The 15350-nt window shown below is 38.5% G+C and carries 12 protein-coding genes; 11 read left to right on the top strand and 1 reads right to left on the bottom strand.

Translation table 11 applies throughout. The annotated features are described in order from the left end of the window. The first annotated feature begins 336 nt into the window (after positions 1-336). The 3 genes from purH to HMPREF9072_RS10760 are packed head-to-tail and all read left to right on the top strand — an operon-like array spanning position 337 to position 3871. Positions 337-1869 (top strand): bifunctional phosphoribosylaminoimidazolecarboxamide formyltransferase/IMP cyclohydrolase, encoded by a 1533-nt coding sequence (gene purH / locus HMPREF9072_RS10770; RefSeq protein ID WP_034566421.1) that lies wholly within the window; start codon positions 337-339, stop codon positions 1867-1869. 21 nt (positions 1870-1890) lie between these two features. Beyond that, positions 1891-2628, top strand: a complete 738-nt coding sequence (locus HMPREF9072_RS10765; RefSeq protein WP_009411747.1) for an ABC transporter permease — start codon at positions 1891-1893, stop codon at positions 2626-2628. A gap of 1 nt (position 2629) precedes the next feature. After that, positions 2630-3871 (top strand): MFS transporter, encoded by a 1242-nt coding sequence (locus HMPREF9072_RS10760; RefSeq protein ID WP_009411746.1) that lies wholly within the window; start codon positions 2630-2632, stop codon positions 3869-3871. A 59-nt stretch (positions 3872-3930) separates the two neighbouring features. Here HMPREF9072_RS10760 and HMPREF9072_RS10755 read toward each other — a convergent pair whose 3' ends face one another. Beyond that, positions 3931-4188: a hypothetical protein gene (locus HMPREF9072_RS10755; protein ID WP_009411745.1), complete on the bottom strand. Its 258-nt coding sequence runs from the start codon at positions 4186-4188 to the stop codon at positions 3931-3933. 74 nt (positions 4189-4262) lie between these two features. Here HMPREF9072_RS10755 and HMPREF9072_RS10750 point away from each other — a divergent pair, with 74 nt between their 5' ends. The 8 genes from HMPREF9072_RS10750 to proS all read left to right on the top strand — a co-directional run bounded on the left by HMPREF9072_RS10750 (position 4263) and on the right by proS (position 15322). Beyond that, the gene (locus HMPREF9072_RS10750; protein ID WP_051032656.1) at positions 4263-4568 is read left to right on the top strand and encodes a DUF4286 family protein; all 306 of its coding nucleotides are present in this window, start codon (positions 4263-4265) and stop codon (positions 4566-4568) included. Between the two features lie 102 nt (positions 4569-4670). Then, positions 4671-5678 carry a hypothetical protein gene (locus tag HMPREF9072_RS10745; protein ID WP_009411743.1) on the top strand — a complete coding sequence of 336 codons (1008 nt, stop codon included), beginning with the start codon at positions 4671-4673 and terminating at the stop codon, positions 5676-5678. Between the two features lie 18 nt (positions 5679-5696). Further along, positions 5697-7283, top strand: coding sequence for an OmpP1/FadL family transporter (locus HMPREF9072_RS10740; RefSeq protein ID WP_009411742.1), 1587 nt, complete (start codon positions 5697-5699; stop codon positions 7281-7283). Between the two features lie 118 nt (positions 7284-7401). After that, on the top strand, positions 7402-8613 hold the full coding sequence (locus tag HMPREF9072_RS10735; protein WP_009411741.1) for an RsmB/NOP family class I SAM-dependent RNA methyltransferase: 1212 nt from the start codon (positions 7402-7404) through the stop codon (positions 8611-8613). A 41-nt stretch (positions 8614-8654) separates the two neighbouring features. Continuing rightward, entirely contained in the window at positions 8655-10076 is a 1422-nt protein-coding gene (locus HMPREF9072_RS10730) for a hypothetical protein (protein WP_009411740.1), read from the top strand. Between the two features lie 70 nt (positions 10077-10146). Beyond that, positions 10147-12168: a thioredoxin family protein gene (locus tag HMPREF9072_RS10725; RefSeq protein WP_009411739.1), complete on the top strand. Its 2022-nt coding sequence runs from the start codon at positions 10147-10149 to the stop codon at positions 12166-12168. A 9-nt stretch (positions 12169-12177) separates the two neighbouring features. Next, positions 12178-13836 (top strand): S41 family peptidase, encoded by a 1659-nt coding sequence (locus HMPREF9072_RS10720; protein ID WP_009411738.1) that lies wholly within the window; start codon positions 12178-12180, stop codon positions 13834-13836. 7 nt (positions 13837-13843) lie between these two features. After that, on the top strand, positions 13844-15322 hold the full coding sequence (gene proS, locus HMPREF9072_RS10715; RefSeq protein ID WP_009411737.1) for a proline--tRNA ligase: 1479 nt from the start codon (positions 13844-13846) through the stop codon (positions 15320-15322). Positions 15323-15350: the final 28 nt, after the last annotated feature.

Raw genomic sequence — 15350 nt, 5'->3', positions numbered from 1 at the left:
TCCTAACAGTCCCAACACATCGCTTTTTCATCTCTAACTTTGCCCAAGTTTGAAACTTGGGCAAAGTTGAATAAACTAACAATCCCTCTGCTGGTTTACAAGGCGTAGCCTTGATTTTGTTAAATTTTTGAGGCACAGCCTCATTCCTCTAACTCAACCTCGCTCCTCATTTCCTAATTCTCTAATTTTCTAATTTTCTCATTTCCTCATTTTCTCATTTCCTCATTTCCTAATTCTCTCATTTCCTGGTATTATCGGCATTTTTTTAATCTTTTGTTTGCTTGGTATTGATAAAAAGTAGTATTTTTGTAGCCTAAAATGAAACCTTTTTTCCAAATGAGCACTGCAAAACAAGCTAAATCTGCCTTAATATCTGTTTTCGACAAAACAGGATTAGAGCCTATCATTCACAGAATGAAAACCTTAGGAATTACTATTTACTCCACAGGAGGTACTGAAGATTTTATCAAGAAATTAGGCGTAGAGGTAGTTCCCGTCGAATCTATCACCGATTATCCTCCCATTTTCGGCGGACGTGTCAAGACGCTCCACCCTAAAATCTTCGGAGGTATCCTCAACCGTCAGGATAATGCACAAGATACTGAAGAAATGAAGCAATACGCTATCCCTCAAATCGATATAGTGATTGTAGACTTATATCCTTTCGAAAAAACAGTAACCAGCGGTGCCAGCGAGCAAGAGATTATTGAAAAGATAGATATAGGAGGTATTTCGCTTATTCGTGCAGCTGCCAAAAACTATAAAGATGTACTTTGTGTGGCATCAGCAAACCAATATGCTGACCTTTTGTACATCTTAAACGAACAGCACGGTAGCTCTACTTTGGAAGAGCGCCATTCCTTTGCTACTAAGGCTTTCCGAGTATCCTCACACTACGATACCGCTATCTTCAACTATTTTAATCAAACAGAAGAAATTCCTACCTTAGCGATTAACGAGTGCGACGGACAAGTATTACGCTATGGCGAAAATCCTCATCAAAAAGGAGAATTTTACGGTAATTTCGATGCCCTTTTCGATAAACTACACGGCAAAGAGCTCTCTTATAACAATTTGTTAGATGTAGATGCCGCCGTAAACTTAATAGCTGAATTTGTAGATGACGACCCTACTTTTGCCATACTGAAACACAACAATGCTTGTGGGGTAGCAACACGCAAAACGATACACGAGGCATATAAAGATGCTCTCGCAGGCGACCCCGTATCAGCTTTTGGTGGCATTCTCATCTCTAATACTAAGATAGATTCAGCTACTGCCGAAACCATTCACTCGCTGTTTTTTGAGGTAATCATTGCACCTTCTTACAGCGATGAAGCCCTAAAAATACTCGAACAGAAGAAAAATCGTATTATTTTAGTACAGAAGAAAGCCAAAATGCCTACAACAAGTGTGCGCTCGTGTCTCAACGGCTATTTGGTACAAGAAAAAGACCTCAAAACCGATAGCATAGAAGATATACAATACGTAACTGCTGTAAAACCGTCAGCCGAAGTGCTCGAAGACCTCTTTTTTGCATCTAAAATATGTAAGAATACCAAATCGAATACCATTGTATTGGCGAAGAATAAACAGCTCATTGCAAGTGGCACAGGACAAACCAGTCGTGTAGATGCTCTTAAACAAGCTATTGAAAAGGCTAAAGAATTTCAGTTTGACCTCAACGATGCAGTAATGGCAAGCGATGCCTTCTTCCCCTTCCCCGATTGCGTAGAAATCGCTCACAACGAAGGTATCCGTTCGGTGATACAACCTGGGGGTTCTATCAAAGACCAAGCCAGCATCGATTATTGCGATGCACACCAAATGGGAATGGTATTCACAGGAGTACGACATTTTAAACACTAATAAACGCTTTTTAAACAACGTATGAAACACATTGCAGCCGTAGGAGGCTATTTTATAATGCTTTATGATGTCTTTCGCAAACGCACCCGCTGGTCGATAATGAAAGACCTTATCTTGCGTGAGATAGACGATTTAATATTTGGGTCAATAGGTATCGTGACTTTTATCTCTTTCTTTGTAGGAGGGGTAGTAGCAGTACAAACCGCTCTAAATATCGATAACCCTTTTATTCCTAAATACCTTATAGGTTTCGCCACTCGCCAATCTATTGTATTGGAGTTTGCCCCCACCTTTACAGCTATCATCTTAGCAGGAAAAATAGGGTCGTTTATCACTTCCAGTATAGGTACGATGCGCGTAACCGAACAGATTGATGCTCTTGATATTATGGGAGTAAACTCAGTGAATTATCTAGTATTTCCAAAAATAGTAGCCCTAATGTTAATGCCTTTTCTCATCGCCTTAGGTATGTACTTAGGCGTATTAGGAGGCTGGGCTTCAGCGGTGATGAGTGGTTATACCACCTCTGCCGAATTTGTGCAAGGAGTACAATACGACTTCAAACCTTATAGTATGATATACGCTTTCACCAAAACGATAGTATTTGCCTTCTTCTTGGCTACTATCCCGTCCTATCACGGCTATTATATGAAAGGAGGTGCACTGGACGTTGGGAAAGCAAGTACCGTTTCGTTTGTATGGACAAGTATAGTGATTATCCTTTCTAACTCGGTACTCACACAGTTGTTCTACGCTTAAAATGTATCAAGAAAACAAACCACAATATCGCATTTTACTGCTTATCGCCTTAGCACACGGACTCAATGACCTCATTCAAGGGGTCATTCCGTCTATTTATCCTGCTCTGCAAAGCAAATATGCTCTCACAATGGCGCAAGTAGGGGTGATTACACTCTGTTACCAACTATCAGCCTCTATATTGCAACCCTTAGTAGGCAATTATACCGATAAGCACCCTAAGCCCTACTCACAAGTATTAGGAATGGCATTTACCACTATGGGAATCGTGAGTTTATCGTTGGCGAGTAGCTATACAGCTATACTGTGCTCGGTAGTATTCATAGGGGTAGGCTCATCGGTATTCCACCCCGAATCGTCCAGAGTAGCATTTTTAGCCTCAGGAGGCAGACGCTCGTTCGCACAAGCTATTTTCCAGTTGGGTGGTAACTTTGGGACAGCCTTAGCTCCTCTATTGGTGATATTACTATTGTTCAGCAAAAAAGTAATCGACGGACGAGTCGTAGAAGAAAGTCATCAAGGCAATTTAATATGGTTTGCAGGGTTCTCTATCTTTGCAATGCTTATACTGCTCCTCATAGGCAAATGGCGTAGCATTCTGCTTAAATTGCTCAAAAAGAAAGCTAAAAAACCTGTAGTGTTGCCTAATCTCACCCGTGCACAAATACGCAACTCTATGATTATATTGATGTTGCTAGTATTCTCCAAGAACTTCTATACAGCAGCTATCAACAATTACTTTCAGTTTTATACTATTAAAAAATTCGGATTTAGTAATGCTGAGGCACAGGTATACCTATTTTACTTTTTAGGAGCAGTAGCTGCGGGCTCACTTATTGGAGGTTTTTTAGGTGATAAAGTAGGAAGAAAATTTATTATTTGGCTTTCAATCTTAGGGGCTGCCCCCTTTGCGCTTTGGTTGCCTTACGCCGATGCTACCACTACGGCAGTACTCATCGTGCTGATAGGTTTTATCATCTCATCGGCTTTTGCCTCTATTTTAGTCTATTCACAAGAGCTTTTGCCCCAGAAAATAGGAATGATTTCAGGCTTTTTCTACGGTTTTGCTTTTGGTATGGGCGGATTGGCTTCGGCAGTATTAGGCAAATTGATAGACATAACCAGTATTGACTTCGTTTATAAACTATGTTCTTTCTTGCCTTTGATGGGGCTTATTGCATACTTTTTGCCAAACTTATCTTCTGTATCTCTTTCTCAAAAACAGACACAAGCAACCCCATAAGGGTATTTTGCAATACTCTTACAAATAAACTTTTTCAGTGTTTAAGCTGTATTTCTAACTTATGGTAATGCGTTGAGTTTCTCGATAAGAGCCCCTGCTTTTTGTTCAAAGTCTCTTCTCACTTGTTTGAGGTGAGCGCCTCGGTTTTCCACTGTTTTATCGGCTACTTTATCGATAAGCGTATCAAAATCGTTGAGAATTTCGGTTACAAGAGCTTTACCTCCTTCTGTTTGCATCTTTCCTGTGAAATACACTGCATCGATAATATCACCCAACACGTAGTTAATGTCCTTTTTTAAATTGCGAATACTTGCCATACGTTTTTAATTTATTTATAAATTGGTTGCAAAGTTATGAATTATTTATTATCTTTGCAAAAAATAAATGGGTAATGTATGTATATAATTTAACAGTGGTGATAAGCGATGAGGTATTCCCCCAGTGGCAAGAATGGCTACAAAACGTTTATTTACCTACTATAAACACTAATAAAGCCATAGAGAGAGTACGAGTGTTTAAAGTATTAAACGTACCTGAAAAACACTATGCCATTCATCACGAAACTACTTCACCCGCTCAGTTATTGTATTTCATTGAGCACACTATTCCTAAACTCCTACAACAGTCTGCTGAATCTTTTGGCGAAAAGGTTCTCTTTTGGGGTACCCAACTGAAAGAAGTAAAAAGTGAAGAGTGAGAAGTAGATAGATTTTGGCACAGAAATTGATTTACATTCATTAAGCACTAACCATTGACCACAAACCATTAATTACACACTATTAACTAAAAACGATTGACGATGAAAAAGAATTTTAACCTCAGAAAAACGATGAGATACCTCTCCTTAGGTCTGGTAGCCTCATTAGCACTTACCTCGTGCGTAGGTTATTACTATGCCGATGGTATCTATAACGACCCTGTACCCGAAAGGGTAAGATACGTGGAGAGAGAAAGCTATACTGAACGTTATGACTATCCTCCTGAAAACCGTTATACCCCTAATAAATATAAGGATTTTTTCAGTGAGAAGGCACAACAATATCAACAAAAAACTGATAGTAGTTTTACACATTTTACTGATGTGAACAGCTATCGCTCCAATGCCTATACAGGCAACTCCTCTTACGGAGGTTGGGGCAGTAACCCTTCACGCGTGAATGTAAATGTATATAATAACGGTTGGATAAATCCTTATTACGGCTGGAATAACTATTGGGGCTACGGAGCTTGGTATCCTTATTATAGCTATTACGACTACCCTTACTATCGCCCTTATCGCTCTGGATGGAGCTTTTCCTTAGGTTGGAGCTGGGGTAATTACTACGACCCTTATTGGGGTGGTTACTACGGAGGTTACTATCCTTACTACGGTTACTATGGCTATCCTTATTATGGATATTATGGATACCCATACTATGGATATTATCCTTATGGTGGATACTATGACCATTATTACGACAGAAGATACTATGACAGCGATTATCGCGTAAGAGAAAGAGGTTATAGAAGATCATACACAGGTGACACACCTCGTGATGATAATCGCAGAAACTATCCTTCTTATGATAATCGTTCAAGAAATACCTATAGTCGTCCTTATGATGAAGGAAGGTATCGCGGTAGCAACCAGAATAATAACTACAATCAGAACAATAATTATAATCGGGGTTATTCTTCCCCTCAGTATGATTCAGGGAGAAGTTATGACAGCGGTCGATACAACTCAGGAGGAAATTATGGAAGTGGCAATTCTGGGGGAAGTAACAATCAACCTTCAGGAGCTGGTACTACAAGAAGAGATTACTAACTTAAAAAGTAAAATTATATGAAAAAAATACTATTTACAATATTGTCTTTGGTAGTCTATAACGTATCAGCTCAAAATTATAAAGATGCCTTGCGTTATTCAACAGAAGACCTTACAGGAACAGCTCGTTTTAAAGGAATGAGTGGTGCCTTTGGAGCTATAGGAGGTGACTTTTCAGCTATCAATATCAATCCTGCTGGAAGTTCTGTTTTTTCGGGAGCACAAATAGGAGGTACTTTGCAAAGTAATGTTACTAAAAATAAGATTACTTATAATGGTACTCAAACTAATAATAGAGATACTGACTTTAATATTAATCAGTTCGGAGTTGTATTTCCTATTGAAGTTAGCTCTTCAGGATGGAGAAAAGTCTCTTTTGGTTTTAATTACCAAAATACTAAAAATTTTGATGCTAGTAACTTCTCATTTTCTGGAAGCGCAAACAAAAATTTGGGAGATTATTTTAAATATTTTGCTGATGGTATAAAGCAACAAAACTTGTTATTAGAAACCTATCAAAATAAACGAGTAATAGAGAGAAATACTCTCCAAGATATTTATTTTGATATGGGAAGATTAGCAGGAGATAGAGCTTTCCGTTATAGAAATGCACTCTTAGGGCATTATGTAGGGCTTATTCGTCCACACATAGGAAGAGATGAGGTTAAACCAACAGATTCTGATGCTGTTGCAGATGCTATTTTGCAAGAAACACAGTATGATAAGAATGTAAGTAACGGAGCTGACCAACGATTTGAGCGTGTTACCAGCGGAGGTGTATCAAAGTATAATTTTAATTTTTCAACTCAATACGAAGATTTTCTATACTTAGGACTTAACCTAAATGCACATCGTATCAATCAAAAGGACAAATTATCACATTGGGAAACTTACGCAAGCACTTCTACTATAACAAATGCTTATTTTGAAAATGATTATACTACTACAGGTAGTGGATTTTCTTTTCAGTTAGGAGCTATAGTAAAAGCTACTAAAAGCTTGCGCTTAGGAGTAACTTATACTTCTCCTACGTGGTATACCTTTAATCAAGAGTATACACAATATTTAAGTACTAACAACCGTACTAATTATGCAGATCCAAGAGTGATTGTTACTCTTCCTGACTACAAATTTCGTACACCAGGCAGTTGGACAGCAAGTGCAGCTTACTTATTTGGTAGATATGCTATGCTAAGTGTAGATTATATTTATAAAGATTATAAAAATCTTCACTTTAGGTCTGCTGCAAAAAATGCTGAAAATGATGTTATAGAAAATCAGTTAGGAGAAACCTCTACTGTACGCATAGGAACTGAGTTTCGTATTCCATTTAAAACGGGTGAAACTACCAATTACGTAAGCCTTCGTGGAGGTTATCGTTACGAGCAAAGTCCATATCGCAAAAAGGTGGCTACGGTAGGCGACCTCACTGGCTATTCGTTTGGAGCAGGAGTTACTTTAGGAGGTATTCGTTTAGATGCGTCTTATGACATTGCTAAACAAACAAACCTATACCAAATGTACGAAACAATACTTACCGATAATGCTCAAATAAAATCAACTTACGGTAACTTCTTGTTTACCTTTACTGCACAGCTCTTTTAATCAAATAATTATTAAAGTTACTTTTGCATCATATTGTAGGGGCGAATTGTAATTCGCCCTTCAAAAAGATAAAGTAAAGAGACGGTAATACAAAAATTACCGTCTTATTTTTAGTATAATGAAATTACACAGAAACTTAGTAGATGCCGTAATAGAGGGACTTACCTTTATTTTTAACGAAGGGCAATACGCCGATAAGGCAGTAGAAAAACAACTGAAAAAAGACAAGCGTTGGGGCGCCCGCGATAGGGCTTTTATTGCCGAAACTATTTACGACATTGTGCGTTGGAAACGACTTTATGCCGAGATTGCCGAAGTGTACGAACCCTTTACAGTGCACAACCTACGCCGTATGTTTGCTGTATGGGCGACTCTCAAAAGTATTGCCTTGCCCGATTGGGGAAACTACTTTGAAGATACTCCTGCCCGCCGTATCAAAGGCAAGTTCGACGAACTCTCTAAGGTGAGAAAACTACGTGAATCAGTACCCGACTGGTTAGATACTTTGGGCGCACAAGAATTAGGAGAAACGTTGTGGACAGATGAATTACACGCCCTTAACAGTTTAGCTTCCGTAGTATTGCGTGTGAATACCCTTAAAACTTTTTTAGAACACTTGCAACAGTTTTTGCGACAAGAAGGAGTAGAAACTTATCCTTTGCGCAATTACCCCGATGCTTTGCAGTTAGTAGAACGCAGCAATATCTTTAAAACCCAAGCCTTTGCCGATGGACTGTTTGAGGTACAAGATGCTTCCTCTCAAAAAGTAGCTCCTTTTATGATGATAGATAGCAACGTGAAACGTGTAATCGACACTTGTGCTGGAGCAGGAGGTAAAACCTTACACCTCGCTACCCTAATGCAAAACAAAGGTCAGATTATAGCGATGGATATCTACGAACAGAAATTACAAGAGCTCAAACGCAGGGCACGACGTAACGGGGTTTTTAACATAGAAACTAAACTCATAGAACCCAAACAGCTCAAACGTATGCACGGCACATTCGACCGCGTACTCATTGATGCCCCTTGTAGCGGACTCGGCGTACTGCGCCGTAACCCAGATGCAAAATGGAAATTGCAACCTGAATTCTTGGACGAAATACGCACTACTCAACAAGAAATTTTACAACAGTACAGTAAATTGCTAAAAAAAGGAGGCAAACTTGTCTATGCTACTTGTTCTATATTGCCTAGTGAAAACCAACAACAAATAGAAAAATTCTTAGCCTCAGAAGCAGGAAAAGAGTATCGCTTAGAAGCTGAGGAAGTGATTTTTGCGCATCAATCGGGTTATGATGGTTTCTATATGGCAAGACTTTCTCTTTAAGAGGATGTTTTCAAACTCATTTAACCTTTAATCCCATTGTTATGAAAAACATAAGCGAGCTAAAAATAGGTGATATATTTTCTTTTTACTTGAAAAGGTGGGGTTTTTATGTGTCGGTACAAATTGTTCTCAAAGATGACAAGAAAGGAACAATAGCTATTGTCTTAAATGCTTTGACCAAAGAAGTGCCAACGCTTGATGCTCTAAAAAATGCAAAATATTTTGTTTTTGACCATCACTATTGGCAAAAGAAAAACTTTTATATCAATGGCGATACATTACTTGCTTTCAATCCTATTCTCATTGGAAATACCCCTCTTATAGATACCCCACCTGATGGATACATAAGCACAGAGACTATGGAGCAGTTTTCTTTGCAATACCAATGGAATCGGTTACCAGAAGATTTTAAAAAGCATTTTAAGGCAAAGAAACCTCAAAACACAAAGTTAAAGATTACTGCTAATAAATCTAAGGACTTTTATACAAATGCACTGAAAGAAAATCCGCTTTTGTATAAGATAGAAAGTAGTATTTTCGATGCTGAATTGCAATCTTTTCTGAAAGAAAAACAACAAGTAAGTGAGTTAGAGCTTAAAGGAACAGATAAAGCTGTGGTAGATGTTTCGACAAGTGGCACAAATTCGTTAAGTATACACAATAGTAATATTGATAAAATAGTGCTAAACAGTTATATGCAATCACTTTCTTTATTTGGAGATTTTTCAACACTCAAAGAAATAGTATGCCCTTTTGAAGGCGAACTTTTAAACCTTTGTCTATATGATTTCAATAGTGGATTTCTAAAGTTCAAAGGACTTCACAATCTGAGAGAACTAAGAATATTTTCTGATAAAAATTATTGTGTAGATATAGCTGAGATAGCCAACACATTCCCTAACTTAGAATTCCTGATGATTAACGGAAAGAATGCTTCTTTAAGAAATATAGAGGCTTTGGTTAAGTTTCAGCACTTGGAATCAGTTTGGCTTTCAAATCTTTATAATTTTGACAGTTTTGTAAAGAAAACAGAAATGCCTAATTTGAGCTCTATTACCTTATGGTCTGTACCCAAAGTAGTAGCAGATAAGGTTAAAAAAAAGTTTAAAGGCATTGATGAGCTGGACATCAAACAAGTCCGTACTGATGAATGGATAAAAGCCAACTTAGATAATCCTTTAAGAAATTGGGATGGCAGAGATGGCACTAAACCTTCGGTAGCTAAAAAAGCAATGAGGGCATATACCGATGCATATAAAAAACTATCAGCTAACAAAGACAAGGAAGAAGCTTTGAAAACATTAGAAAATTTCATAGCCATTTTTAATGAAATCGACAAGAAACATCATATCGACACTTTGGAAAGAGAAGAGATTTGGGATGCTTTCAATATCTTGGGAGAACTCACTTCACTGACCTTAAAAGAAAAAGAAGAAATATTTGAAAATTTGAGAGATTTTTAAATGTTGTATATATCATTATTTTGTTGTAATTTTGCACTCTAAAATTTATCACTCATAAACTCAATAACGAATGAAGAAAATAATAACACTGATATTCGTAGTACTTGTAGCAATAGCAAATGCTCAAATACATAACCCTGTAAAATGGAAAACAGCGGTTGAAAAAATCAGCGATAACGAATATTATTTGGTAGCAACAGCTTCCATTGAGGCTGGGTGGAAGCTCTATGCACAAAACATTCCGCCTAAAGGACCTATTCCTACCTCTTTTGCCTTTGAAAAAAGCGCAAACTTCGAGCTTATGGGTAAGACCGAAGAAAGTAAACCTATACAAAAGCACGACAAGGTTTTTGATATGGAAATTGCTTATTTTCACAATCAAGCTGTGTTCAAACAACGCATCAAAATAGTAAAACCTATAACTTCTATAAAAGCAACGGTAGAGTTTATGAGCTGTGACGATAGCAACTGTTTGCCTCCTGACACAGTAGATTTAGAGTTTTTCCTTTCGGGAGCTCCCGTTGCAAGCAAAGTGGTAACTCCTCAGTTTACTTTTGGTAATAATACCGACAGTAATAATACAGTTCCTAAAACTATCGTAAGTCAAACTACAACAACAAAAGCTCCCACTTCTACCCCTATCTCACGTCAAGGTCTGTGGACAATATTCTTTATATCTTTTCTTTCTGGCTTTGCTGCCTTGCTCACTCCTTGTGTATTCCCAATGATTCCTATGACGGTGAGTTATTTTACCAAACAGAGCAAAACTAAAGCTAAAGGTGTGAAGAATGCTGTGATCTATGGTATTTCTATTATTGTGATTTACGTATTGTTGGGCTCAGCTATTACTGCTATCTTTGGTGCAGATGCTTTGAATGCTTTAGCAAGTAATTTCTGGTTCAACCTCATCTTTTTCTTGATATTGGTAGTATTTGCCATTTCGTTTTTAGGAGCGTTCGAAATTACTTTGCCCAGCTCGTGGAGTACCAAAGTAGATGCTCAAGCCGACCGCAGTGGTTTTATAGGTATCTTCTTTATGGCGTTGGCGTTAGCTATCGTATCATTCTCGTGCACAGGTCCTATTGTAGGTACTTTGTTAGTACAAGCTGCTTCCGAAGGGGGGATCGCTCCTATTATTGGTATGTTTGGCTTCTCATTGGCAATAGCCTTGCCTTTTGCCTTGTTCGCAGCCTTCCCTGGTTGGTTGCACTCCTTGCCTAAATCAGGTGGTTGGATGAACACCGTGAAAGTGGTATTGGGATTTTTAGAATTGGCTTTAGCATTCAAATTCCTTTCTAATGCTGATTTGGTATTGCAATACCACTGGATAGAACGCGAAGTATTTATCGCTATTTGGATTGCAGTTTTTGGTGCCTTATCGCTCTACCTTTTTGGAAAAATACGTTTACCTCACGACGATGCCACCGACCGTATTTCAGTAGGTCGCCTGCTATTAGGCTTATTAACTCTTAGTTTTACAATTTATATGATTCCGGGGTTATGGGGGGCACCACTCAACCTTATCAATGCTTTTCCTCCTCCGCAACATTATAGCGAATCGCCTTACGGTGTAGGCTATACCGCTGACGGAGGTAGTGCCAGTGTAGATGAAGGTGCTCTCCCTGAAGGAGCGCACTTGTTCAAACCTCACAATATCGTTACTTTTGATGATTATGAAAAAGGATTAGCTTATGCCAAACAAGTGAACAAACCCGTATTGTTAGACTTTACTGGCTGGTCTTGTGTAAACTGCCGCAAAATGGAACAAAATGTATGGCCTAACCCTCAAGTGCTCGATGCTCTCAGAAATGAAGTGGTATTAATTTCGTTGTACGTAGACGATAAACGTCCACTACCTGAAAGCGAAGTGAGACCTTCACAAATTAGAGAAGGCAAGATGATAAAAACCATTGGACAAAAATGGAGTGAGTTCCAAACCCTCCATTACAAAGCCAATACACAGCCCTTTTACGTGCTGATGAATCTCCAAGGAGAGAACTTAGTAGACCCAATAGGATATACCCTTGATACCGATGACCCCGATGAGTTTTACAAATGGATAAAACAGGGGATTACTGCCTTTGGTAAATAAAATTATTTGATGAAAAACAAACACTACATACTCCCCATATTTATAGGCTTAAGTTTAGCATTAGGACTTGTTTTAGGAAGACAGCTTGCGAATTTCTACATTCCCAAGCCTCCTCCACCTGTACCTATGCCTATTACTGATATAGATACGGTGCAAGAGAATCCTTATAAAGTGAAATTAAACAGACTTATCGATTATATAGAAGAGGACTATGTAGATAAAGTAAATACCGATAGTATTGTAGACCTCACAATAAACAGTATTTTGCGCAAATTAGATCCTCACTCCACTTATATCTCTAAAAGTGATATCCAAGAGGTAGCCGAAACGATGAGTGGTAAGTTCGTAGGTGTGGGTATTAGCTTTTATATGTACAAAGATACCATTGCCGTAATCAAACCTATTGAGGGAAGTGATGCAATGCACAAAGGTATTCGTTTTGGTGACCGTATTTTAATAGCAGGGAAAGATACCTTGTTTAAAAAACACTTAAATACTGATAAAATCAAAAATATTCTCAAAGGAGAAATGGGGTCAAAAGTAGATTTAACTATTTACCGAAAAAGTAAAGATAGTCTTTTTAAGATAGGTATTGAGCGAAAGTTTATTCCTATTAAAAGTATTGATTGTTTTTACAAAGTAAATGATACTTTAGGCTATATACGTATGAATAGGTTTGCCGAAACTACTAATGACGAATTTGACTCAGCACTTAAAGCTTTGGAAAAAGAAGGTATTAACAGTTTAATTCTAGATTTGCGTAATAATTCTGGCGGCTTCCTCAATGTTGGAATTCAGATAGCCGATGAGTTCTTAGCAAAGGATAAGATGATTGTATTTACCAAAAATAATCGCAAAGAAATAGAAGAAACCTATTCTACTGCTGGTGGGTTATTCGAAAATAAACCTATATTTGTACTTGTCAATGAAAATAGCGCTTCAGCTAGTGAAATTGTAGCAGGGGCTTTACAGGATAACGATAGAGGTGTGATAGTAGGACGTAGAACTTTCGGCAAGGGATTAGTACAAAGCGAAATGCCTCTACCTGATGGTTCGGCAGTACGCCTTACTACCGCTCGCTACTACACTCCAACAGGACGCTCTATACAAAAGCCCTACAACTTGCGTCACCAGCGCAGAAGCTTTCAAATAGATAATGCTACAGTCCCCGATTCTTTAAAGTTTACAACTCCTAAAGGAAAAGTAGTGTATGGTGGTGGTGGTATCTACCCAGATGTATATGTACCAGTAGATATGAAACCGGAAACCTATATGGTAAATGAAGTGCTAAATTCAGGACTTACGAACTTCTTTTTGTTTGAATACTTAGACAGTCACCCTTCTCAGAACCATAAGCCACAAAAGTCTTATTTCATAGGGGGATACAAAGTGCCCAAAGAAATGCTCAACGCCTTTTCAAAGTTTTTAAAAGAGCGTAAAATCAACATAGATTTCAAACGAAACAGCAATGATATATCAAAATATCTAAAAGCTAACTTAGCTGAGATATGGTTTAACGATAATGTAGCAGGGCTTATCAGGAATCAAGGAGATTTTTACATAGAAAGCTGTCTACACTACTACAAACAAAAACCCCCTAAAAATGGCACTGAAAATCCTACCAAAGTGGTAAGGAGAAAAGCCAAAAAACCTATAAAAAGAGTTTAAAAAATATATGAGCAAGAATTTAACATCACGCAGTGAAGACTATTCTAAATGGTATAACGAATTGGTTGTAAAAGCTGATTTAGCCGAAAGTTCAGGTGTGCGTGGCTGTATGGTAATCAAACCTTACGGCTATGCTATTTGGGAAAAAATGCAAGCAGAGCTCGACCGTATGTTTAAAGAAACTGGTCACACCAATGCTTATTTTCCTTTATTTGTTCCCAAAAGTTATTTTGAAGCAGAGGAAAAGAATGCTGAGGGTTTTGCTAAAGAATGTGCCGTAGTAACCCACTATCGTCTTAAAGCCGACCCTAATGAAAAGGGTAAACTAATGGTAGACCCCGAAGCAAAACTCGAAGAAGAACTGATAGTTCGTCCTACCTCAGAGGCGATTATTTGGAACACCTACAAAAACTGGATACAGTCTTACCGTGATTTGCCTATACTCATCAACCAATGGGCGAATGTAGTGCGCTGGGAGATGCGCACCCGTCTATTTCTTCGCACTGCCGAATTCTTGTGGCAAGAAGGACACACCGCTCACGCCACTAAAGCCGAAGCCATAGAAGAAGCTCAAAAGATGATGAACGTATACGCCAACTTCGTAGAGAACTTTATGGCTGTGCCTGTAATAAAGGGTGTAAAAAGTGAAAGCGAACGCTTTGCAGGGGCTGACGATACCTACTGTATAGAAGCCCTTATGCAAGACGGAAAAGCTCTACAAGCAGGAACATCACACTTCTTGGGACAGAACTTCGCCAAAGCCTTTGACGTGAAATATGTGAGTAAAGAAGGTAAACAAGAATATGTATGGGCGAGCTCTTGGGGGGTCTCAACCCGCTTAATGGGTGCTTTGATTATGACCCACAGCGATGACAACGGATTAGTACTTCCTCCTAAATTGGCTCCTATACAAGTGGTGATTGTGCCTATCTACAAAGGAGCAGAACAATTAGAAAAAGTGCGCTCCCATATTCAGCCTTTAATTGAAGAACTCAAAAAACACAATATCAGCGTAAAATTCGACGATCGCGATACCCAATCGCCAGGCTTCAAGTTCCACGAGTACGAACTCAAAGGCGTTCCCGTGCGCTTAGCTGTAGGACAACGCGACATAGAGCACAATACCTTCGAAGTAGCCCGTCGCGATACCCTTACCAAAGAGACAGTAGCTGGTGACCAAATTGTAGCTCATATTCAGCAGCTTTTAGAGAATATTCAATCCAATATGTACAACAAAGCTTTGGAGTACCGCAATACCCATATTACCGAGGTAAATAGCTATGACGAGTTCAAGGAATTGTTAGAAACTAAAGGAGGTTTCCTCTCAGCACACTGGGATGGTACTCCCGAAACTGAAGAGCGTATCAAAGAAGAGACCAAAGCAACGATACGTTGTATACCATTGGATATCAAGGAAGAGTCTGGGTATTGCATCTACTCGGGTAAGCCTTCGAAAAAACGAGTGCTTTTTGCTAAAGCTTATTAAGCAAAAAAATATGTTAAATTTTTTGGTA

It is taken from the genome of Capnocytophaga sp. oral taxon 324 str. F0483 (assembly GCF_000318315.2).
GTDB classification, from domain to species: Bacteria; Bacteroidota; Bacteroidia; order Flavobacteriales; family Flavobacteriaceae; genus Capnocytophaga; species Capnocytophaga ochracea.
The sequence above is the reverse complement of the archived record's forward strand: the minus strand, read 5'-3'. Positions and strand labels throughout refer to the sequence as shown.

Coding starts and splice junctions, on each gene's coding strand:
- HMPREF9072_RS10735 (WP_009411741.1), top strand. CDS start 7,402: ATGAAATTACACAGAAACTTAGTAGATGCCGTAATAGAGGGACTTACC.
- HMPREF9072_RS10720 (WP_009411738.1), top strand. CDS start 12,178: ATGAAAAACAAACACTACATACTCCCCATATTTATAGGCTTAAGTTTA.
- purH (WP_034566421.1), top strand. CDS start 337: ATGAGCACTGCAAAACAAGCTAAATCTGCCTTAATATCTGTTTTCGAC.
- HMPREF9072_RS10755 (WP_009411745.1), bottom strand. CDS start 4,188: ATGGCAAGTATTCGCAATTTAAAAAAGGACATTAACTACGTGTTGGGT.
- HMPREF9072_RS10760 (WP_009411746.1), top strand. CDS start 2,630: ATGTATCAAGAAAACAAACCACAATATCGCATTTTACTGCTTATCGCC.
- HMPREF9072_RS10745 (WP_009411743.1), top strand. CDS start 4,671: ATGAAAAAGAATTTTAACCTCAGAAAAACGATGAGATACCTCTCCTTA.
- HMPREF9072_RS10765 (WP_009411747.1), top strand. CDS start 1,891: ATGAAACACATTGCAGCCGTAGGAGGCTATTTTATAATGCTTTATGAT.
- HMPREF9072_RS10740 (WP_009411742.1), top strand. CDS start 5,697: ATGAAAAAAATACTATTTACAATATTGTCTTTGGTAGTCTATAACGTA.
- HMPREF9072_RS10725 (WP_009411739.1), top strand. CDS start 10,147: ATGAAGAAAATAATAACACTGATATTCGTAGTACTTGTAGCAATAGCA.
- proS (WP_009411737.1), top strand. CDS start 13,844: ATGAGCAAGAATTTAACATCACGCAGTGAAGACTATTCTAAATGGTAT.
- HMPREF9072_RS10730 (WP_009411740.1), top strand. CDS start 8,655: ATGAAAAACATAAGCGAGCTAAAAATAGGTGATATATTTTCTTTTTAC.
- HMPREF9072_RS10750 (WP_051032656.1), top strand. CDS start 4,263: ATGTATGTATATAATTTAACAGTGGTGATAAGCGATGAGGTATTCCCC.